Source organism: Micrococcaceae bacterium Sec5.7, assembly GCA_039636785.1.
Classification (GTDB): domain Bacteria; phylum Actinomycetota; class Actinomycetes; order Actinomycetales; family Micrococcaceae; genus Arthrobacter.
In genome coordinates this window covers 3,021,023-3,035,844 of the sequence record CP144169.1, presented here as the reverse complement: position 1 = coordinate 3,035,844, position 14,822 = coordinate 3,021,023, and the positions used below count along the sequence as shown (strand labels likewise).

The window sequence follows — 14,822 nt, the reverse complement described above, 5'->3', positions numbered from 1 at the left end:
AAGGACCATATACTGACCCGCGTACTGTGCTGTACATCTCACTGACCGCACTGATTGAACTGATTGAAGGGACCAACGGATGAAGAAATTTGCCGCAACACTTCTCATGACAGGCATCCTGGCTGTTGCAGGATTCGCTGCTCCTGCCAATGCCGCACCGGCCAAGGACACGGCTGTCAGCACCTCCACCGTCTACTACACGCAGATCGGTTGGTGGCCCAACTAAGGTTGGCTGCCACAATCAGCGTGATGTAAAGATTGCCCCCGGACCACAGGTCCGGGGGCAATCTTTCTTAAGGGCCTGCCCGCGGCAGGCGGGCCGACACCGTAGTTCCTGTTCCCAGCGTGGAGGTGAGCTCAAGCTGGCCGGAGTGGCGGCTCATGATGTCGTGGGCAATGGCCAGGCCCAGGCCGCTGCCCGGAATGGCCGCGGAGGAGGCATTGGAGGCGCGGAAGAAGCGGTTGAAGACCTGCTGGAGTTCCGCCTCGGGGATGCCGCAGCCCGTGTCCTGCACCTGTACCAGCAATCCAGGGTGGCCGTCCGCGTCCGTTTCAGCCGCGCCCGTGATGGTGACCCGGCCGCCGTCGGGGGTGAATTTGATGGCGTTGGCGATGATGTTCGTAAAGACCTGTTCGAGCTGGCGTTCATCGGCGCTGATTTTCAGGTCCTCGGCGTCGTCGGCGAAGCTGATGGCAACGCCCCGGGAATCTGCGAGCGGCCGGAGTGTGGCAACGACGATCTCCAGCAGTTGTCCGATGTCCACCTGGGTCAGGTTGAGAGTGGTGGCCCCATCCTGCTTCGAGACTGTCAGCAGGTCCTCGATGAGGCGGCGTAACCGGTCTGAATTCCGCGAGATGATTTCCACCATGCCCGCAATACCCTCGGGCACCGGGCCGCCGGTGCCGTCCCGGATCATGTCCAGATAGGCCGTGATGGAGGTCAATGGGGTCCTGAGCTCGTGGTTCACATTGGCCAGGAAGTCCGTTTTGGCTTTGTCGAGTTGCCGCAGCTGCTGGAGCACCTGCTGCTGGGCGCTGATGAGGTGACCCTGGATCAGGCCGTGTGCCACATTGCCCGCAACGTGCTGGATCAGTGAGATTTCGGCGCGCGTCCACTCGCGCGGCTCGTCAACGTGGCCGATCCAGATGACTCCGAGGGCGGAATCCCCCTCGCCTACCGGAACCACCACCGAGGCCCGGGGGTTCGGCTCTCCGCTCCAGCTCTGCAGTTCCTGGGCGAAGGGCGCGTAGTGTTCCTGATGGTCAACGATGGTCAGCACCTCGGCCTGCTGCCACAGGCGGTTGGCGACCCGGTGGGCGCGGTCCTCTAGCAGCCCAAGGCGCGATGGAAGCTTGGATAGGCCGGGCCGGCGCCATTGCGCCCTGATCATGGGGACGCGGTCATCCCGGAAGGTACTGAACCAGACCCTGTCCGCGCCAAAGGATGCCCCGAAGCCGTTCACCAGGTGCTCTGCGATCAGTTGCGGATCGTTGGTGGCGCGGATGGCCGCGGAAACGTTCCGGAGGCTCTCCCGGAGGGCTTCTGCGGCTGACCTGGTGCGCCGCCGTCCCCCGGCGCGGCCGGTGAGCGACTTCACCCGGTGGACCAGCTCTTTCGCGGCGGGAGGCTTGGCGATGTAGTCGGAGATGCCCCACGCGGCAATTTCAGCGAGCCGGAATGGCTTGTCCAGGTCCACGAGGAGCAGTACCGGGGTGCCTGTGCCCGTATGGCTGTGGCTGAGGGAACTGTCCAGGACCACGACGGCGGGACGGTGGCTTTTCATTAGACCGGCCAGTTCAGCGCCGTCCTGGGTGGTGACAACCGAGAATCCGGCATGGGCGAGCACTGCGGCTGTGTCAGCCAGCCTCAGAGGATCCGGGTCCGCGACCATTGCCACACGCAGAGCCGACGGCGTATCCGTCCCGAGTTGACCCACAACGCCCCCTGACATGGTGGGCGCACGAGTGCAGCCACCCACGATTTTGGACTCACCCTATCAGCGATCCATGCTACTTAGTTGCGTTCGGCTCCGAGATGCGTTGAGGTGTGAAGTCGGCAGCCTGTACCTTGATACGTGTTCCACCAGCCATCGCAGAGGATGCAATTGTGAATGCCAATGAAAGCGGCCAGAGTCCTGACGCGGCGCTGTTTGATTTAGAGCTGGACCCGGCCGGATATCTCCGCCTGACCTGGCTCCGGGACGCCAGCATCTCGGAGGCCGACGCGGAGACCGCCATGGCCCAGGTCAACCTGCTCTGCGGGGAAGACCGGCACCCCATGGTGGTGGACATGGCCACCACCGCAGATGTCAGCCGCGGAGCACGTGCCGTGTTCGGCAGGCCGTGCCAGGCATCGAGGATCGCATTGCTGGGTGCCTCCCCGGTGGACCGGGTGATCGCCAACTTCATCCTGGGGATCAACAAGCTGCCGTGCCCCACAAAGTTCTTCACCTCCGAACGCGAGGCCCTGTCCTGGCTTGTGTCCCCGAAGTGATCCACGTGTTCGCGGCGCTAAAAAAGTACCTGATTATCCCCAAGCTGGTGCGGCTCTCCGCGGCTGCGCCCAAGGATCCGCTGGCGGCCTGGGACCAGTACTGGGGCAAGGTGCAGACCACCGGTGCCCGGGGCGAGGTGCTGTGGGACTCCGGGGATGACCACGAAATGCTGGGGTACGTGCAGGCGCTGAAGACGCACTTGGACCCGGAACTTCCCATCATCGATGTGGGCTGCGGCAACGGCACCTTCAGCCGCCGGCTGGCCAGGTACTTCCCCCACGTTCTGGGCGTGGATGTGTCCGCGAATGCCGTTGCGCGGGCACGTAAGGACTTCGACTCTCGCACGCCGGACGAGCCGGACAATGTGTCTTATCTGGTGTGCGACATGACCGCCAGCGGTGCGGGAGCACCTGTGGCGGCGGCCCTCGCGGCGGCAGGCGGAGGCAATGAAGCCAATATCTTCATCCGCGGTGTGCTGCACGTCCTGGACAGGTCCGACCAGGCTGCGCTGGCCCGGAATCTGCGGCCCTTGATGGGATCCAGGGGGCGGATCTTCCTGGTCGAGACCAACTTTCCAGGGAATGCTGTGGAATATGTCAGTCACCTAGGCGCAACGCCTCGGAAGATTCCTGCGCCTTTGGAGGCCGCCATCCGCGGGCTGCCCATGCCCGGCCGTTTCGGGGCGGCGCAACGCGAAAAGGCGTTCCCCGCCTCCCACTGGGACGTCATTGAGGACGGTCCGACGACGATCGAAACAGTCCCCATGAAATCCGCCACCCAGGCGGAACTCATCCCGGGATACTTCGCCGTGCTCCGGGCTACCGCTGGTTGATCCCGGTCCGCTGGTAGAGCTTGTCGAAACCGAGCCGTCCGCTGGTTGAGCTTGTCGAAACCGAGCGTCCGCTGGTTGAGCTTGTCGAAACCGAGCCGGTCCGCTGGTTGAGCTTGTCGAAACCGAGCCATCCGCTGGTTGAGCTTGTCGAAACCGAGCTTGTCGAAACCGAGCCGGTCCGCTGGTTGAGCTTGTCGAAACCGAGCGTCCGGTGTCAACCGCCGGCGCCGGGCATTGGCCTGGATTTGCTTGATGACAGCGCTGGCAATGACTCGTAGCTCCCCGCAATCAGGGCTTCGCGCTTGGCTCGGCTCCACCCCTGTATCTGTTTCTCCCTGGCATATGCCTCATCGATGCGGTCGCGTTCCTCTGCCCATACCAACTCAACTGGGCGCCGACGCCGCGTGTATGCCGCTCCTTCTCCTGTCTCGTGTTGGGCAAGCCTGATTTCAAGATTTCTTGTGCTGCCGACGTAGTAGGAGCCGTCCGAGCATCGAAGCATATAAACATGTGGCATCCACTGAGCATTTCGTCCGGGGGCACAGCCAGCAAGTAACGCAGGCGCCTATGTGGATAAAACCGGGGTTGGTTTCGACAAGCTCAACCAGCGGGGCTTTTGTTTGACTCACGCGGTTTCGACAAGCTCAACCAGCGGGGCTTTTGTTTGACTCACGCGGTTTCGACAAGCTCAACCAGCGGGGCTTTTGTTTGACTCAAGCGGTTTCGACAAGCTCAACCAGCGGGGCTTCTGTTTGACTCACGCGGTTTCGACAAGCTCAACCAGCGGGGCTTTTGTTTGACTCACGCGGTTTCGACAAGCTCAACCAGCGGGGCTTTTGTTTGACTCACGCGGTTTCGACAAGCTCAACCAGCGGTGCTTTTGTTTGACTCACGCGGTTTCGACAAGCTCAACCAGCGGGGCTTTTGTTTGACTCACGCGGTTTCGACAAGCTCAACCAGCGGGGCTTTTGTTTGACTCACGCGGTTTCGACAAGCTCAACCAGCGGGGGTTTGGGCAGGCTCAACCAGCGGGGGTTTGGACGGGCTCAACCACTAGGGGTTTGGACAAGCTCAACCAGCGAGGCCGGCACCGGGCAGGAGCTCCACCGCACCCAGAGAGTCGGCGACGAACGCGTAGTCCCACGCCCGTTCGCGCCACTGCACGTACCGGCCGGAGGCGCCGCCGTGGCCGCCGTCCATCTCGATCTTCATTATGATCGGCTCGGATCCCGTGGTGGCGGACCGCAGAACCTGCACCCACTTGGCGGGCTCCACGTAGAGCACCCGCGTGTCATTAAACGAGGTAACGGCCGCGATCTTCGGGTACCTGACCGCGCGGATGTTCTCGTAGGGCGTGTAGGACTTCATGTACTCGTACACTTCGGGGTCCGTGATGGGGTTGCCCCATTCCTCCCACTCCAGCGCGGACAGCGGCAGCTCCGGGTCCAGGATGGTGGTCAGCGCATCAACAAACGGCACGGCAGCCACAATCGCCGCGTACTTCTCCGGGGCAAGGTTGGCCACGGCACCCACCAGCAGGCCGCCGGCCGAGCCGCCCATGGCCGCAATGCGGTCCGGTGAGACCCAGCCGGACTGCGCAAGCCAGTCGGTGGCGGCCACGAAGTCCGCGAACGTGTTCTTCTTGTGGAGCTTCTTGCCGTCCTCGTACCAGTGCCGGCCCAGTTCGCCGCCGCCCCGGATGTGCGCTATCACGAACACGATGCCGCGGTCCAGCAGCGAGAGCCTTGGAATGCCGAAGCCCGGATCCATGCTCAGCTCGTAGGAGCCGTAGCCGTACACCAGCCCCGCCGCGGTGGAGTCGCGTGCAACGGAGGCGTGCCGCAGCACGGACAGCGGGATACGCGTGCCGTCGGCAGCCTCGGCCCATTCGCGGGTGGCCACGTAGTCTGCGGCCGAGTAACCGCCCAGCACGGGGCTTTCCTTGCGGAGCAGGAGCTCGCCGGCGGGCTGCGCCGGAGTAGGCAGCACGAAGTCGTACACGCGCGACGGCGTGAAGTAGGAGGTGTAGCCCATCCGGATCACCGGAGCCTCGTAGTCGGAGCCCGCCACACCCGCCGTGTACAGCTCCTCGTCGAACGCCGGCTCCACGGGCCCGCCCTGCGAAGGCGTTCCCAGCCCGGCCAGCGGAAGCACCTGGACGCGCTCAATGGTGTCCTTGCGGACCGAGACGATCAGGTGCGTGGAGGTGACCCCCGCACCGTTGACGCGGACGTCGTCGGAATGTTCGACGACGGTGGTCCAGTGCTGCTCGGCCAGCGGCTTGGCGAGTTCTGCCGGGTCCGCCAGCGAGACCATGGAGTTGATGGCGCCACGGTTGTGGGTCAGCAGGATGGCCTCGGCCCTCTGCCCGTCAAGCCCGTCCAAGAGGAACGGCTCGGCCTCGTAGAGGACGTGTTCGTCGCGCAAAATCACGGTGGTCAGCCCGGCGTCGTACGCGTCAAAGCGCAGCAGCCGCGTTTCGCTGAACTCGGAGCAGCCGATGCTCAGCACCAGGTGGCGCCGATCCGCGGAGATCTCGAACCCCAGCCACATGGCGACGTCGTCTTCCTGGTAAATCAGCTCATCCTCGGTGACGGGCGTGCCCAGCACATGGGACTTCACCTGATACGGCCGCCAGGCGTCGTCCACCACGGTGTAGAAGATCCGCGTGCCGTCGGGGGAGAAGGAGATGCCGTAGAAGACGTTCTCGATCACATCGGGAAGCATTTCGCCGGTGCGGAGGTCCTTCATGCGCAGGGTGAAGCGTTCGTCGCCGGCGTTGTCCACGGCGTAGGAGTACAGGTTCCCGTCCACGGTCACGGCGGAACCGCCCACGGAGAAGAACGGCTTGCCTTCGGCTTCCACATTGCCGTCAAGCAGGACTTCCTCACCGGGGATTTCGACGCCGGCCTTAACCGCGGGGGGAGTCCAGTCGGCCACGGGGTCGCCCGTGTTCCGGGCGCGGACGCGGCACTGGATGCCGTATTCCTTGCCCTCCGCCGAACGGGTGTAGTACCACCAGCCGTCCTTGCGGTTTGGTACGGAGAGGTCGGTCTCCTGGGTGCGTCCCTTGATCTCCTGGAAAATGGCTTCGCGGAGCGGTTCCTGGTGCGCCGTGACAGCCTCCTGGTAGGCGTTCTCGGCCTTGAGGTGCTCCACCACGTCCGCGGATTCCTTCGCGCGCAGCCATTCGTAGTTGTCCACAAAAGTGTCGCCGTGGTGCGTGCGTTCGGTGGGCACCTTTTTGGCAACGGGCGGGGATGCGGGGGCAGCGGCGGAGGTGTTGGCGGAGTGCTGCAGCGGAGTCTGGGTCATGGATTCAATATATAGAGCTGCACCGACAATAGAGCCGGCGTTCGCTACTGGGGTAGCCGGGGCAGCGGGCCGGGTTGCGAAATATTCGCGTCCACTGTTGCGTACGTCACATTCCGGGCTAAAGTTATATCCGGTCGCAGCGTCGCGGCCGTGCTTGACGGGAGAAGTACTTGAACAACAAGCTTCGTGTTCTGGTCCGGGTAGATCTGGACTGCGGTGAGGCCCAGGTGGCCGCCCAGGGCCATGTGACGGCCCAGAGCCTTCAGGCCCTTTATGTGGTGATGAAGCGCGCCAACCACCTCAGGCAGGGCCTCAGGCTCGTGGTCGATGTGAGCCAAGCGAGGGTGGAGCCTTCCGCCCTCGAGCAGCTCCGCGCCTGCTGCGCATCACACCACCTGCCCGCGTCGGTTGATCCGCAGCAGGCCGACTGCCAGCTCAGCCTCCTGGCGCCAGAAGAACTTGCAGCTCCCGCAGAGATTGCAGTTCCGGCCGGGCCGGCAGCCCCGGTAGCAGTCGCAGCGTAAGCCAGCACCACCGGATACGCGGCTACACCTCCGGCGTCAGCACCTTGGAGAACAGTACGGCTCCGTTGGCATTCCGCAGGCTCGCGGTGAATGAGTTGTCCGCGCCCAGTTCCACGTGCCCGAAGAACTGGTTTTCGCCGTCGCGCGGGGATTCGCCGGCGAAGCGGCCGGCCTTCGAGAAGACCACCTCCGGGCCGAAGGTCCCGTCCATTGCGTTGGGGCCGAAGGAGCCGGCGGCAATGGGGCCGGCCACGAATTCCCAGAACGGATCGAAGTCCGTGAAAGCTGCGCGCTCGGGGGAGTAATGATGGGCTGCGCAGTAGTGCACATCGGCGGTCAGCCACACCACGTTTTTCACCCGGTTCCGCTTGAACGCGCTGAGGACGCCGGCGATTTCCAGTTCGCGGCCCAGCGGCGCGCCAGGCTCCCGGTTGGAAAGGCTCTCCTGGTTCACCGGCCCGTCCGGGACGACGATCCCCAGGGGAAGGTCGGCGGCGATGACCTTCCACGTGGCCTTGGACTTCCGGACCTCGCCGACCAGCCAGTCCACCTGCTCCTGGCCCAGGATGCTGGTTGCGTAGGGTTCCTTGCCGTCCGTGTTCGGGGATTTGAAGGTGCGCATGTCCAGGCAGAAGATGTCCAGCTGCGGGCCGCGTGAAATCTTCCGGTAGATCCGCGCCGGCTGGTGCTGCCCGCCGTCGAACGTTCCCGGGCGCCACAGTGCCGAGCTGTCCGCGATGGGCATGTTCTCCTGCCACGCCTGCCGGCCGCGGGCGGCGAGGACGTTCACGTCCCGGACGGTGTAGCGGGAGTCGTCGATGATCTGGCCGGGGTACCAGTTGTTGTGCGTCTCGTGGTCGTCCCACTGGGCGATCACCGGGACGTCGGCGAACATGGCGCGCATGTTGGCGTCCATGGAGTTGTAGCGGTGCCGACCCCGGAACTCCTTGAGTGTCTCGGCCACCTTGGAGACTTCCTCGGTGACCAGGTTCTTCCAGATCCGGCCGTCCTTCTCCGCAACAGCGGCGGCGATGGGGCCGTCGGCGTAGATGGTGTCGCCGGAGTGGATGAAGAAGTCCGGGCGGGTGCTGTGCATGGCGCGGTAGCCGCGCATGCCGCCGATTTCCTCGTTGATGCCCCAGCCCTGGCCGGCGGTGTCGCCGCTCCAGACGAAGCTCTGGGAGGACGACGACGGCGAGTCCCCGCGGAAGCGCCCCTCGCCTTTCCCGCGGCCGCCGCCGTTGGCGTCCGGTGCGGTGCGGAAGGAGCCTTTCACGGACTCGCCGGCCGCGCCGTCGCCGTCGTCGAAGCTGAGTTCCAGGGCAAAGCGGGTGTTGGCCGGCAGCTTGTCCGCGTGGATCTTGGCGGTGAAGTCGCTGCCCTGGGTGGCCTGCGGGCCGCGGATGGTGCGGCTGAAACCGTAGCGTCCGCGCAGCACCTCGCCGGCGTCGTCCACGGCCTGCAGCCTGGCGGTCAGGCGGCCGGGGCCGGAGGCGCGGGACCACAGCACGGCCGAGTCCGAGGTGACGTCCCCGGTGGCCATGCCGCTGGGCAGGGTGAGCCGCTTGCGGACCAGCGGGACCGCGGCAGGTCGCGCCGCGCCTGCTGCCCCCGTGGCGGCTGCTGAGGCCGCGGCGGCGCCTACGGCGTTGAGGCCGCCGGCCAGGGCCATGGCGGCGAGGGAGCTCTTCACAATGCTGCGGCGCGAAATGTCAGTCATGGCTCCTACTCTGGCGCCCTGCGGTAAACGTCAGGTGAGCCGGGCATGAACCGCCAGGGACCTTCGGGGGTTCCGAGATGTTCTAGTAACGGGTCCCTGGGATAATAGTGTTGGTTATACTGATCACTAACGTACATAGCGTTCAGAATAACGGACACTAAAGGATTGTCATGGCCAGGACACCTATCCCGATAGCACGCGCTCTGAATCAGCTGGGCGAACACATCAGTACTTCCAGGAGGTTGCTGCGGATCACCTCGGAGCAGCTCGCAGACCGGGCAGGCATTTCACGCGGGACGCTCAGCGCGCTGGAGAACGGAACCGGCGGGACGAGTGCCGAGAATCTGCTGCGGGTCACGCGTGCTCTAGGTGTCCTCGATGCGTTCGTCGCGTCTGTGGATCCATACGCCACCGACGTCGGCAAGCTCCGCGCGGACGAGATTCTCCCTCGCCGAGTCCGCCAGGATAAGCAATGAGTGCCCGTGAGGCGATTGAGGTCACCGTTCAGTTGGACGGCACGGACATCCTGCCGGAACGCTGTGATTCCACGTGCGGCGAAAGCAAAGCGCCACGTTCAGATACACCGGTGCCTACCTGGCCCATCCTGGATCATACGACCTCGATCCGGCGCTGCCTCGGTCAACCGGCGTTTTCCAGACCGATGCCCGCCTGACGATCTTCAATGCGTTCTCCGACAGCGGCCCCGATCGCTGGGGTCAGAACCTGCTGCGCCGGGAAGAACGGGAGCGCGCCACGGAAGCCGGGTCCACACCCAGGGAGCTCCTTGGCGCCGACTTTCTCCTCGGCGTCCGTGACGATGTGCGACAGGGGGCGCTGCGCTACCGGGACCCCGGGTCTGGAAAATTTCTCTCATCGCACCACGGAGCTGTTCCGAAACTGATGGACGTTGCTCGGCTCCTGGGGGCAGTGGACAAGCTTGATGCTGAATTGCCTTTGGACCGCGACATCAAAGATCTCATCGATGCCGGCGGATCCCTGGGCGGCGCACGGCCGAAGGCCGCCGTGACAACCTCCAGCGGGGGCCTCGCCATTGCCAAGTTCCCCCGAAAAGGCAGCGATGAATGGGATGTCATCGGCTGGGAGTCGCTCGAAATGGAGCTGGCGGCGAAATGCGGCATCCATGTCGCCGCCACGTATCTGGTTGACGCCGGGCCGCGGAAGGCGCTCATTGTGGAACGGTTCGACCGCAAGGGAAGCCGGCGCATCGGGTTCTCCAGTGCATTGACGATGCTGGAAGCTGCGGACGGTGAGCAGCACAGCTATCTGGACATCGTCGACGTCATCGAACAGCACTCCAGCGGCGCCGGGCGCGACCTGGAGGGACTTTTCCGGCGAGTTGCGTTCTCCATCCTCACCGGAAACACCGATGACCATCTGCGCAACCACGGGTCTCTGCGTGCAGTAAGCGGGTGGGCGCTGTCCCCGGCGTACGACCTGAACCCTAACCCCGATTCGCCATCCAAGATGAGCACCACCGTCGGGTATGGCGATGACGCGGCGGATCTGGAACTACTGCTGTCCACCTCTGGCTATTACCGCCTCAGTGATGCCAAGGCCAGCAGCATCATCTCGGGAGTGGAATCTGCCACCCGGAACTGGCGCAAGGAGGCTCAGGCCAGGGGCATGCCGGACGGACAAATTCAACGGATGGAGTCCGCCTTCGATACCGCTCAGTGAAAGGCTACGGTATCGATGGGGTGAAGTCAGCTCAGTCCGCAGGCGTCAATATAGGGCGTTGTGCCGGAGGAAAACGTCAGTTCCCGTCCTGGAGCTTGTTGGCCGTGATGTGCTTGCCCAGGGTGTCCGCCGTCAGGGCTGCGGCCACCGCGGCGATGGCGGCGGGGTCTGGCAGGACAATGGACTGTCCGTCCGTGGCGAATCCTGTGCCTGCGGTGGGCAGGGTGAAGAACACGGCGTCGCCGGCTCCAAGCCCGCGGAGGCTGAAGGCAAGTCCGCCCAACGTGGCTGCGTTGAGACCTTTGTCCACGCTGATGAACGGTGCGATCGAGCTGACCGCATTGTGCAGGGTGAATGGATTGGCCAGTGTTCCGGCTCTGAGGCTTTTACCCAGCACCGCTTTCAGGAACTTCTGCTGGTTGCGGACCCGTTGGTAGTCGCCGTCGGGAAAGGCGTAGCGCTCGCGGACGAACTCCAGCGCCTGTGACCCGTTGAGCAGGTTCCGGCCCTTCTTGAAGTGCACGTTTTCATGAAGGGACGAGAACGGCGCCTCAACGTCCATTTCAACGCCGCCCAGCGCGTCCGTGAGGCCCTTGAAGCCCTCGAAGTCGAGTATCACCACGTGGTCGACATGCTGGCTGAGGAGGGCCTCCACGGTCTGCACCACCAGCGGCACCCCGCCGATGGCCAGGCTCGCATTGACCTTGGATTGTCCATAGCCGGGAATGTCCACCCAGAGATCGCGCATGATGGAGATGCCGTAGACGTTCCGGCGGTCCGCGGGGAAGTGCAGGAGCATGATGGTGTCCGCGCGCTGGTCGGCCACACCCCCGTTCTCAGCAGCTTCGGCTGCGATCTGTTGGGCGCCAACGCGGCTGTCGCTGCCCAGCACCAGGATGTTCATGGGGCCGGAGGGCGCGAGGAAGGTGGGCGTCGCCGTGGGGCTGGCGGCCGGCACCGGTCCGGGGTTGGCAGCGGGCGTGGGCAGCGCATTTTCAATGATGGTGGCCTGCGAATCGAAAATCCGGCCCAGGTTGTAGAAATAGCCGCCGGTCACCACCAGGGTCAGGAGAACCATTCCCAGCAGCACTTTGACGGCGGAATAGAGCCTGCCGTTCCTGCCCCGGGCAAGGTGCTCGCCGGGAACTGTTCCCTCCGGATCCGGCGGCGCCACCATGATCGGACGCTACCACCAAAACCTGGGGAAACAATGGGGGACTCCGCGGAAAAACCACCTGATTGCGGCACCCACGTCCGACGGCGGTGCGGTCAGCTTTCCGGGGCAGCGTTCAGCCGGGCGTAACGCAGGATGGAGATGATTGCGGGGGCCAGTTCGTCTTCCATCTGGCGGTAGTGTTTCTTGCTGCGTCGGTACGGGTCAATGACGTCGTTGTCCGCCGCCTCACCCGCCAGCGCCAGGTGCCGCACGGAGGCGGCCCGGGCAGGCAGACCGCGCCACAGTTCGCCATTGTGCGGAGACTGCGCGGTGCCGGCGTGGTGCTGCAGTGCGTCACGCTCCTCCAGGACGTCCAGCATCCGCGCGAACTCGCGGATGGTGAACGTGCGCTTGAGCAGGGAAGCGTCCAGCTGGAGCACTTCGCCGCGGTGCCCGGTGGTCATGGTCAGGACAATGTCAATGTCGCCGAGAATCTCCCCGGTCAGCTGGCGGGCGGCAAATCCGTGGGCGCTGCCGCCGAAGGTGCGGATGATGTCCGCGGACAGCGGCTGGATGGGATCCCCCACCATGGCCCGGGTGCCCGCGCTCGATACGTGGAAGCCGTGCGGCAGTACCTGGTCCAGGCCGGCCTGCAGGAGCCGTTCCGCCACCGGGGAGCGGCAGATGTTGCCCGTGCAGACGGTCAGGATTCGGACTGGTGAAGGCGATTCCACGGTGTTGGCTCTTTCCGGCTGGTGTGTCGGATCGGGACGATCCCCCCACGGTTCAACTTAACACGCACGGGCCACTAGGCGCCGCGGAGCCGGACGGAGAGGCCGCGCAGAAAACCGCGCAGGATTCAACGGGGAGGCTCCCAGCGGCAGCAATTAACACTAGGACTGGCCTGTATGAATATGTCAGTCTCACCCAGCGCCGGCTCATGGATCCCGCCGCGGTCATCGCTGGGCTGCCGCCGGACACGCGTCCGCTTCCGTCGATCGGTGTCTATGACGAGCTGCTGGCCAAACGCACCGAAGACTCAACAGCAACAGCAACAGCCACAGCCTCGAAGGAGAACATTTCATGAGCCCCACCGCATCGGCCGCCACCATTACCCCGACGCTGCGCCGGCGGCGCGGCCTGACCGAGCAGGCCGCCGTCGCTGCCGTGGACCAGGCCTGCCGCCGGCTCCGCCTGCCCACGATCCGGGCCGTGCTCGATGAAGCCCTTACCGTCGCAGCGAAGGAACAACTCTCTTACCAAGGCTTCCTGGCCGAACTGCTTCTGGCAGAGTGTGATGACCGGGACCGTCGCTCCTCGATCCGCCGCGTCAACGCGGCCGGCTTCCCGCGGGACAAGTGGCTCGGGGATTTCGATTTCGACGCGAACCCGAATATCAACCCGGCCACGGTCCACACTCTGGCCACCGGGGACTGGATCCGCAAGGGATCGCCCCTATGCCTGATTCGTGATTCCGGGACAGGGAAGTCCCACCTGCTCATCGGCCTCGGCACCGCCGCGGCCGAGAAGGGCTACCGCGTCAAATACACCCTGGCCACCCGGCTCGTTAACGAACTCGTCGAAGCCGCCGACGAAAAGATGCTGGCCAAGACCATCGCCCGCTACGGCCGCATAGATCGATGAGCTCGGTTATATGGAACTGGACCGACGCGGCGCCGAGCTCCTCTTCCAGGTCCTCACCGAACGGGAAGAGAAGAACTCCGTCGCGATAGCCTCCAATGAATCCTTTTCCGGCTGGACGAAAACCTTCACCGATCCGCGACTCTGCGCCGCGATCGTGGACCGGCTCACCTTCAACGGCACCATCATCGAAACCGGCACCGACTCATACCGGCCCGCTGCCACACTCGCCCGACAGGGCTCCCACTAGCGACCGGCCAGCATCGCGGGAGTCCGTCAGTGGCCTCAGCGCCAAGACCCGCCAATTCATCACCGGCTGGAACGACCGATGCCGCCCCTTCGTCTGGGCCAAGACCCAGGAACAGATCCTCGCGAAAGTCAACCGTCCCACAACTTCAGGAACGCGACACTAGATCCGAAGCACCCCTACTGTTGGGCTACTGTAGAGCTTCGGGGATGCCGAATCGCCTCCCAATGAGTACGCGAATGGCCGCGACTAAAGGCTGATCTTCTAGCTCAACGCCCTCGCCCCCGTAATACACGCCCGTTTCGTCGGCCACTGCATCGATGTCAAAAAGGTTGAGGATCTCGCTCACGCGAAACTGATACTCGGTGGCGGTCATTTGGCGAGACGCACGAACTGGAATTGTGCTGAGTGTGCGCGCGACCTCAGCATCGATGGATTCAGTCATGCGAAGTTCGCGTTCCCTCCGCACCAGTCGGTCACCGTCCGGATGTTTCCAGCGCTTTCCACCCTCCAGTTTACTGTCCTGGTTCCGTAGTTGAAGGAATGGTCAAAGCCGCCGAAGTCCGTGTAGCGCCGGGCGGTGCCGGAGAAAAACGTGGCCTGTGCGCTGTACTGAGTCACCACTGATACCCACACGACCTGACCTACGGGGCAGCTGAGCGAGCCGCTGACGCTCGTCGCTGATGCCTGCGCGGGCAGCGCGGATGCCGCTACCAATGCCATTGCCGCACAAATGCCGATCGCGCCGACTTTTCGAGTTTTCAATGCTTCCCCCTGAGCGTCCGGACTGGATTTCGGTGCAACCGCCGCCACTATTCGTGCACTCTTGCATGACGTTCGCCATTGCACAAGGGAACCCTTCGGATCTAATACGGGAGTATGAGGCGACGTCAGGCATTGGCTGGGGTGATGGTGACGCTGTAGCCGAGGCTCTGGAGCTGGCGGATGGCGCGGTTGGTGGCCTTCTGTGGGTTCGCGAGCGGCTCGGGATCCTCGTCGAGGTCCTGTTCCATAACTCAACTTCACTCTTGACCCATCCCGGCCTTCCTGAACTTGACCTGACATTGATGGGACCAAGGCCCGCAGGTGGGTACCGTTCAAGCCGTCCTAGTGGGCTCCGATCAGGTTGACACAACCACCGTATCCCGGCAAAGCATTCATATTGACTCGGGGCGACGTATTGATCCATTTCCA

At 64.1% G+C, this 14,822-nt stretch carries 16 protein-coding genes and 1 pseudogene; 8 read left to right on the top strand and 9 right to left on the bottom strand.

The genetic code is table 11. The features are described from left to right. The first annotated feature begins 79 nt into the window (after positions 1–79). Positions 80–226: a hypothetical protein gene (locus V3C33_14475; GenBank protein XAS66678.1), complete on the top strand. Its 147-nt coding sequence runs from the start codon at positions 80–82 to the stop codon at positions 224–226. 67 nt (positions 227–293) lie between these two features. Here the strand turns inward: V3C33_14475 and V3C33_14470 are convergent, their stop codons facing one another. Then, complete coding sequence (locus tag V3C33_14470; GenBank protein ID XAS69747.1) at positions 294–1,892, bottom strand: ATP-binding protein; 1,599 nt, start codon at positions 1,890–1,892, stop codon at positions 294–296. A 215-nt stretch (positions 1,893–2,107) separates the two neighbouring features. Between V3C33_14470 and V3C33_14465 the strand changes: the two genes are divergently transcribed. Both V3C33_14465 and V3C33_14460 read left to right on the top strand, forming a co-directional pair. Then, positions 2,108–2,494 carry an STAS/SEC14 domain-containing protein gene (locus V3C33_14465; GenBank protein ID XAS66677.1) on the top strand — a complete coding sequence of 129 codons (387 nt, stop codon included), beginning with the start codon at positions 2,108–2,110 and terminating at the stop codon, positions 2,492–2,494. Positions 2,495–2,499: 5 nt separating this feature from the next. Continuing rightward, complete coding sequence (locus tag V3C33_14460) at positions 2,500–3,327, top strand: class I SAM-dependent methyltransferase (protein XAS69746.1); 828 nt, start codon at positions 2,500–2,502, stop codon at positions 3,325–3,327. Positions 3,328–3,541: 214 nt separating this feature from the next. Here V3C33_14460 and V3C33_14455 read toward each other — a convergent pair whose 3' ends face one another. Further along, positions 3,542–3,829 carry a GIY-YIG nuclease family protein gene (locus V3C33_14455; protein ID XAS69745.1) on the bottom strand — a complete coding sequence of 96 codons (288 nt, stop codon included), beginning with the start codon at positions 3,827–3,829 and terminating at the stop codon, positions 3,542–3,544. A gap of 569 nt (positions 3,830–4,398) precedes the next feature. Further along, positions 4,399–6,642, bottom strand: coding sequence for a S9 family peptidase (locus V3C33_14450; GenBank protein ID XAS66676.1), 2,244 nt, complete (start codon positions 6,640–6,642; stop codon positions 4,399–4,401). 170 nt (positions 6,643–6,812) lie between these two features. Between V3C33_14450 and V3C33_14445 the strand changes: the two genes are divergently transcribed. Further along, positions 6,813–7,166 (top strand): hypothetical protein, encoded by a 354-nt coding sequence (locus V3C33_14445; GenBank protein XAS66675.1) that lies wholly within the window; start codon positions 6,813–6,815, stop codon positions 7,164–7,166. A 22-nt stretch (positions 7,167–7,188) separates the two neighbouring features. Here the strand turns inward: V3C33_14445 and V3C33_14440 are convergent, their stop codons facing one another. Continuing rightward, the gene (locus V3C33_14440; GenBank protein ID XAS66674.1) at positions 7,189–8,886 is read right to left on the bottom strand and encodes an alkaline phosphatase D family protein; all 1,698 of its coding nucleotides are present in this window, start codon (positions 8,884–8,886) and stop codon (positions 7,189–7,191) included. Between the two features lie 170 nt (positions 8,887–9,056). Between V3C33_14440 and V3C33_14435 the strand changes: the two genes are divergently transcribed. Further along, on the top strand, positions 9,057–9,362 hold the full coding sequence (locus V3C33_14435) for a helix-turn-helix transcriptional regulator (GenBank protein ID XAS66673.1): 306 nt from the start codon (positions 9,057–9,059) through the stop codon (positions 9,360–9,362). Between the two features lie 73 nt (positions 9,363–9,435). Continuing rightward, positions 9,436–10,584, top strand: coding sequence for a HipA domain-containing protein (locus V3C33_14430; protein ID XAS66672.1), 1,149 nt, complete (start codon positions 9,436–9,438; stop codon positions 10,582–10,584). Between the two features lie 76 nt (positions 10,585–10,660). Here V3C33_14430 and V3C33_14425 read toward each other — a convergent pair whose 3' ends face one another. Beyond that, positions 10,661–11,761 (bottom strand): LCP family protein, encoded by a 1,101-nt coding sequence (locus V3C33_14425; protein ID XAS66671.1) that lies wholly within the window; start codon positions 11,759–11,761, stop codon positions 10,661–10,663. Positions 11,762–11,853: 92 nt separating this feature from the next. Further along, complete coding sequence (locus tag V3C33_14420; protein ID XAS66670.1) at positions 11,854–12,474, bottom strand: low molecular weight phosphatase family protein; 621 nt, start codon at positions 12,472–12,474, stop codon at positions 11,854–11,856. A gap of 206 nt (positions 12,475–12,680) precedes the next feature. Between V3C33_14420 and V3C33_14415 the strand changes: the two genes are divergently transcribed. Then, entirely contained in the window at positions 12,681–12,827 is a 147-nt protein-coding gene (locus V3C33_14415; protein XAS66669.1) for a hypothetical protein, read from the top strand. Further along, positions 12,824–13,631: pseudogene (gene istB, locus V3C33_14410) on the top strand (IS21-like element helper ATPase IstB). The gene V3C33_14415 and the pseudogene istB overlap by 4 nt, the downstream one beginning before the upstream one ends. A gap of 187 nt (positions 13,632–13,818) precedes the next feature. On the opposite strand, the gene V3C33_14405 reads toward istB, so the two are convergent. From V3C33_14405 to V3C33_14395, 3 genes are all read right to left on the bottom strand, one after another. Next, entirely contained in the window at positions 13,819–14,073 is a 255-nt protein-coding gene (locus V3C33_14405) for a hypothetical protein (GenBank protein XAS66668.1), read from the bottom strand. Continuing rightward, a complete protein-coding gene (locus V3C33_14400; GenBank protein XAS66667.1) occupies positions 14,070–14,393 on the bottom strand; it encodes a hypothetical protein in 324 nt (107 codons plus the stop codon). Before V3C33_14400 ends, V3C33_14405 begins: the two co-directional genes overlap by 4 nt. Positions 14,394–14,518: 125 nt before the next feature. After that, a complete protein-coding gene (locus tag V3C33_14395) occupies positions 14,519–14,641 on the bottom strand; it encodes a hypothetical protein (protein ID XAS66666.1) in 123 nt (40 codons plus the stop codon). Between the last annotated feature and the right edge of the window lie 181 nt (positions 14,642–14,822).

Bases quoted from the DNA above. Each gene is read 5' to 3' on its own strand.
- V3C33_14470 (XAS69747.1), bottom strand. From the start codon at position 1,892: ATGGTCGCGGACCCGGATCCTCTGAGGCTGGCTGACACAGCCGCAGTG.
- V3C33_14435 (XAS66673.1), top strand. From the start codon at position 9,057: ATGGCCAGGACACCTATCCCGATAGCACGCGCTCTGAATCAGCTGGGC.
- V3C33_14415 (XAS66669.1), top strand. From the start codon at position 12,681: ATGGATCCCGCCGCGGTCATCGCTGGGCTGCCGCCGGACACGCGTCCG.
- V3C33_14395 (XAS66666.1), bottom strand. From the start codon at position 14,641: ATGGAACAGGACCTCGACGAGGATCCCGAGCCGCTCGCGAACCCACAG.
- V3C33_14475 (XAS66678.1), top strand. From the start codon at position 80: ATGAAGAAATTTGCCGCAACACTTCTCATGACAGGCATCCTGGCTGTT.
- V3C33_14405 (XAS66668.1), bottom strand. From the start codon at position 14,073: ATGACTGAATCCATCGATGCTGAGGTCGCGCGCACACTCAGCACAATT.
- V3C33_14455 (XAS69745.1), bottom strand. From the start codon at position 3,829: ATGCTTCGATGCTCGGACGGCTCCTACTACGTCGGCAGCACAAGAAAT.
- V3C33_14440 (XAS66674.1), bottom strand. From the start codon at position 8,886: ATGACTGACATTTCGCGCCGCAGCATTGTGAAGAGCTCCCTCGCCGCC.
- V3C33_14450 (XAS66676.1), bottom strand. From the start codon at position 6,642: ATGACCCAGACTCCGCTGCAGCACTCCGCCAACACCTCCGCCGCTGCC.
- V3C33_14425 (XAS66671.1), bottom strand. From the start codon at position 11,761: ATGGTGGCGCCGCCGGATCCGGAGGGAACAGTTCCCGGCGAGCACCTT.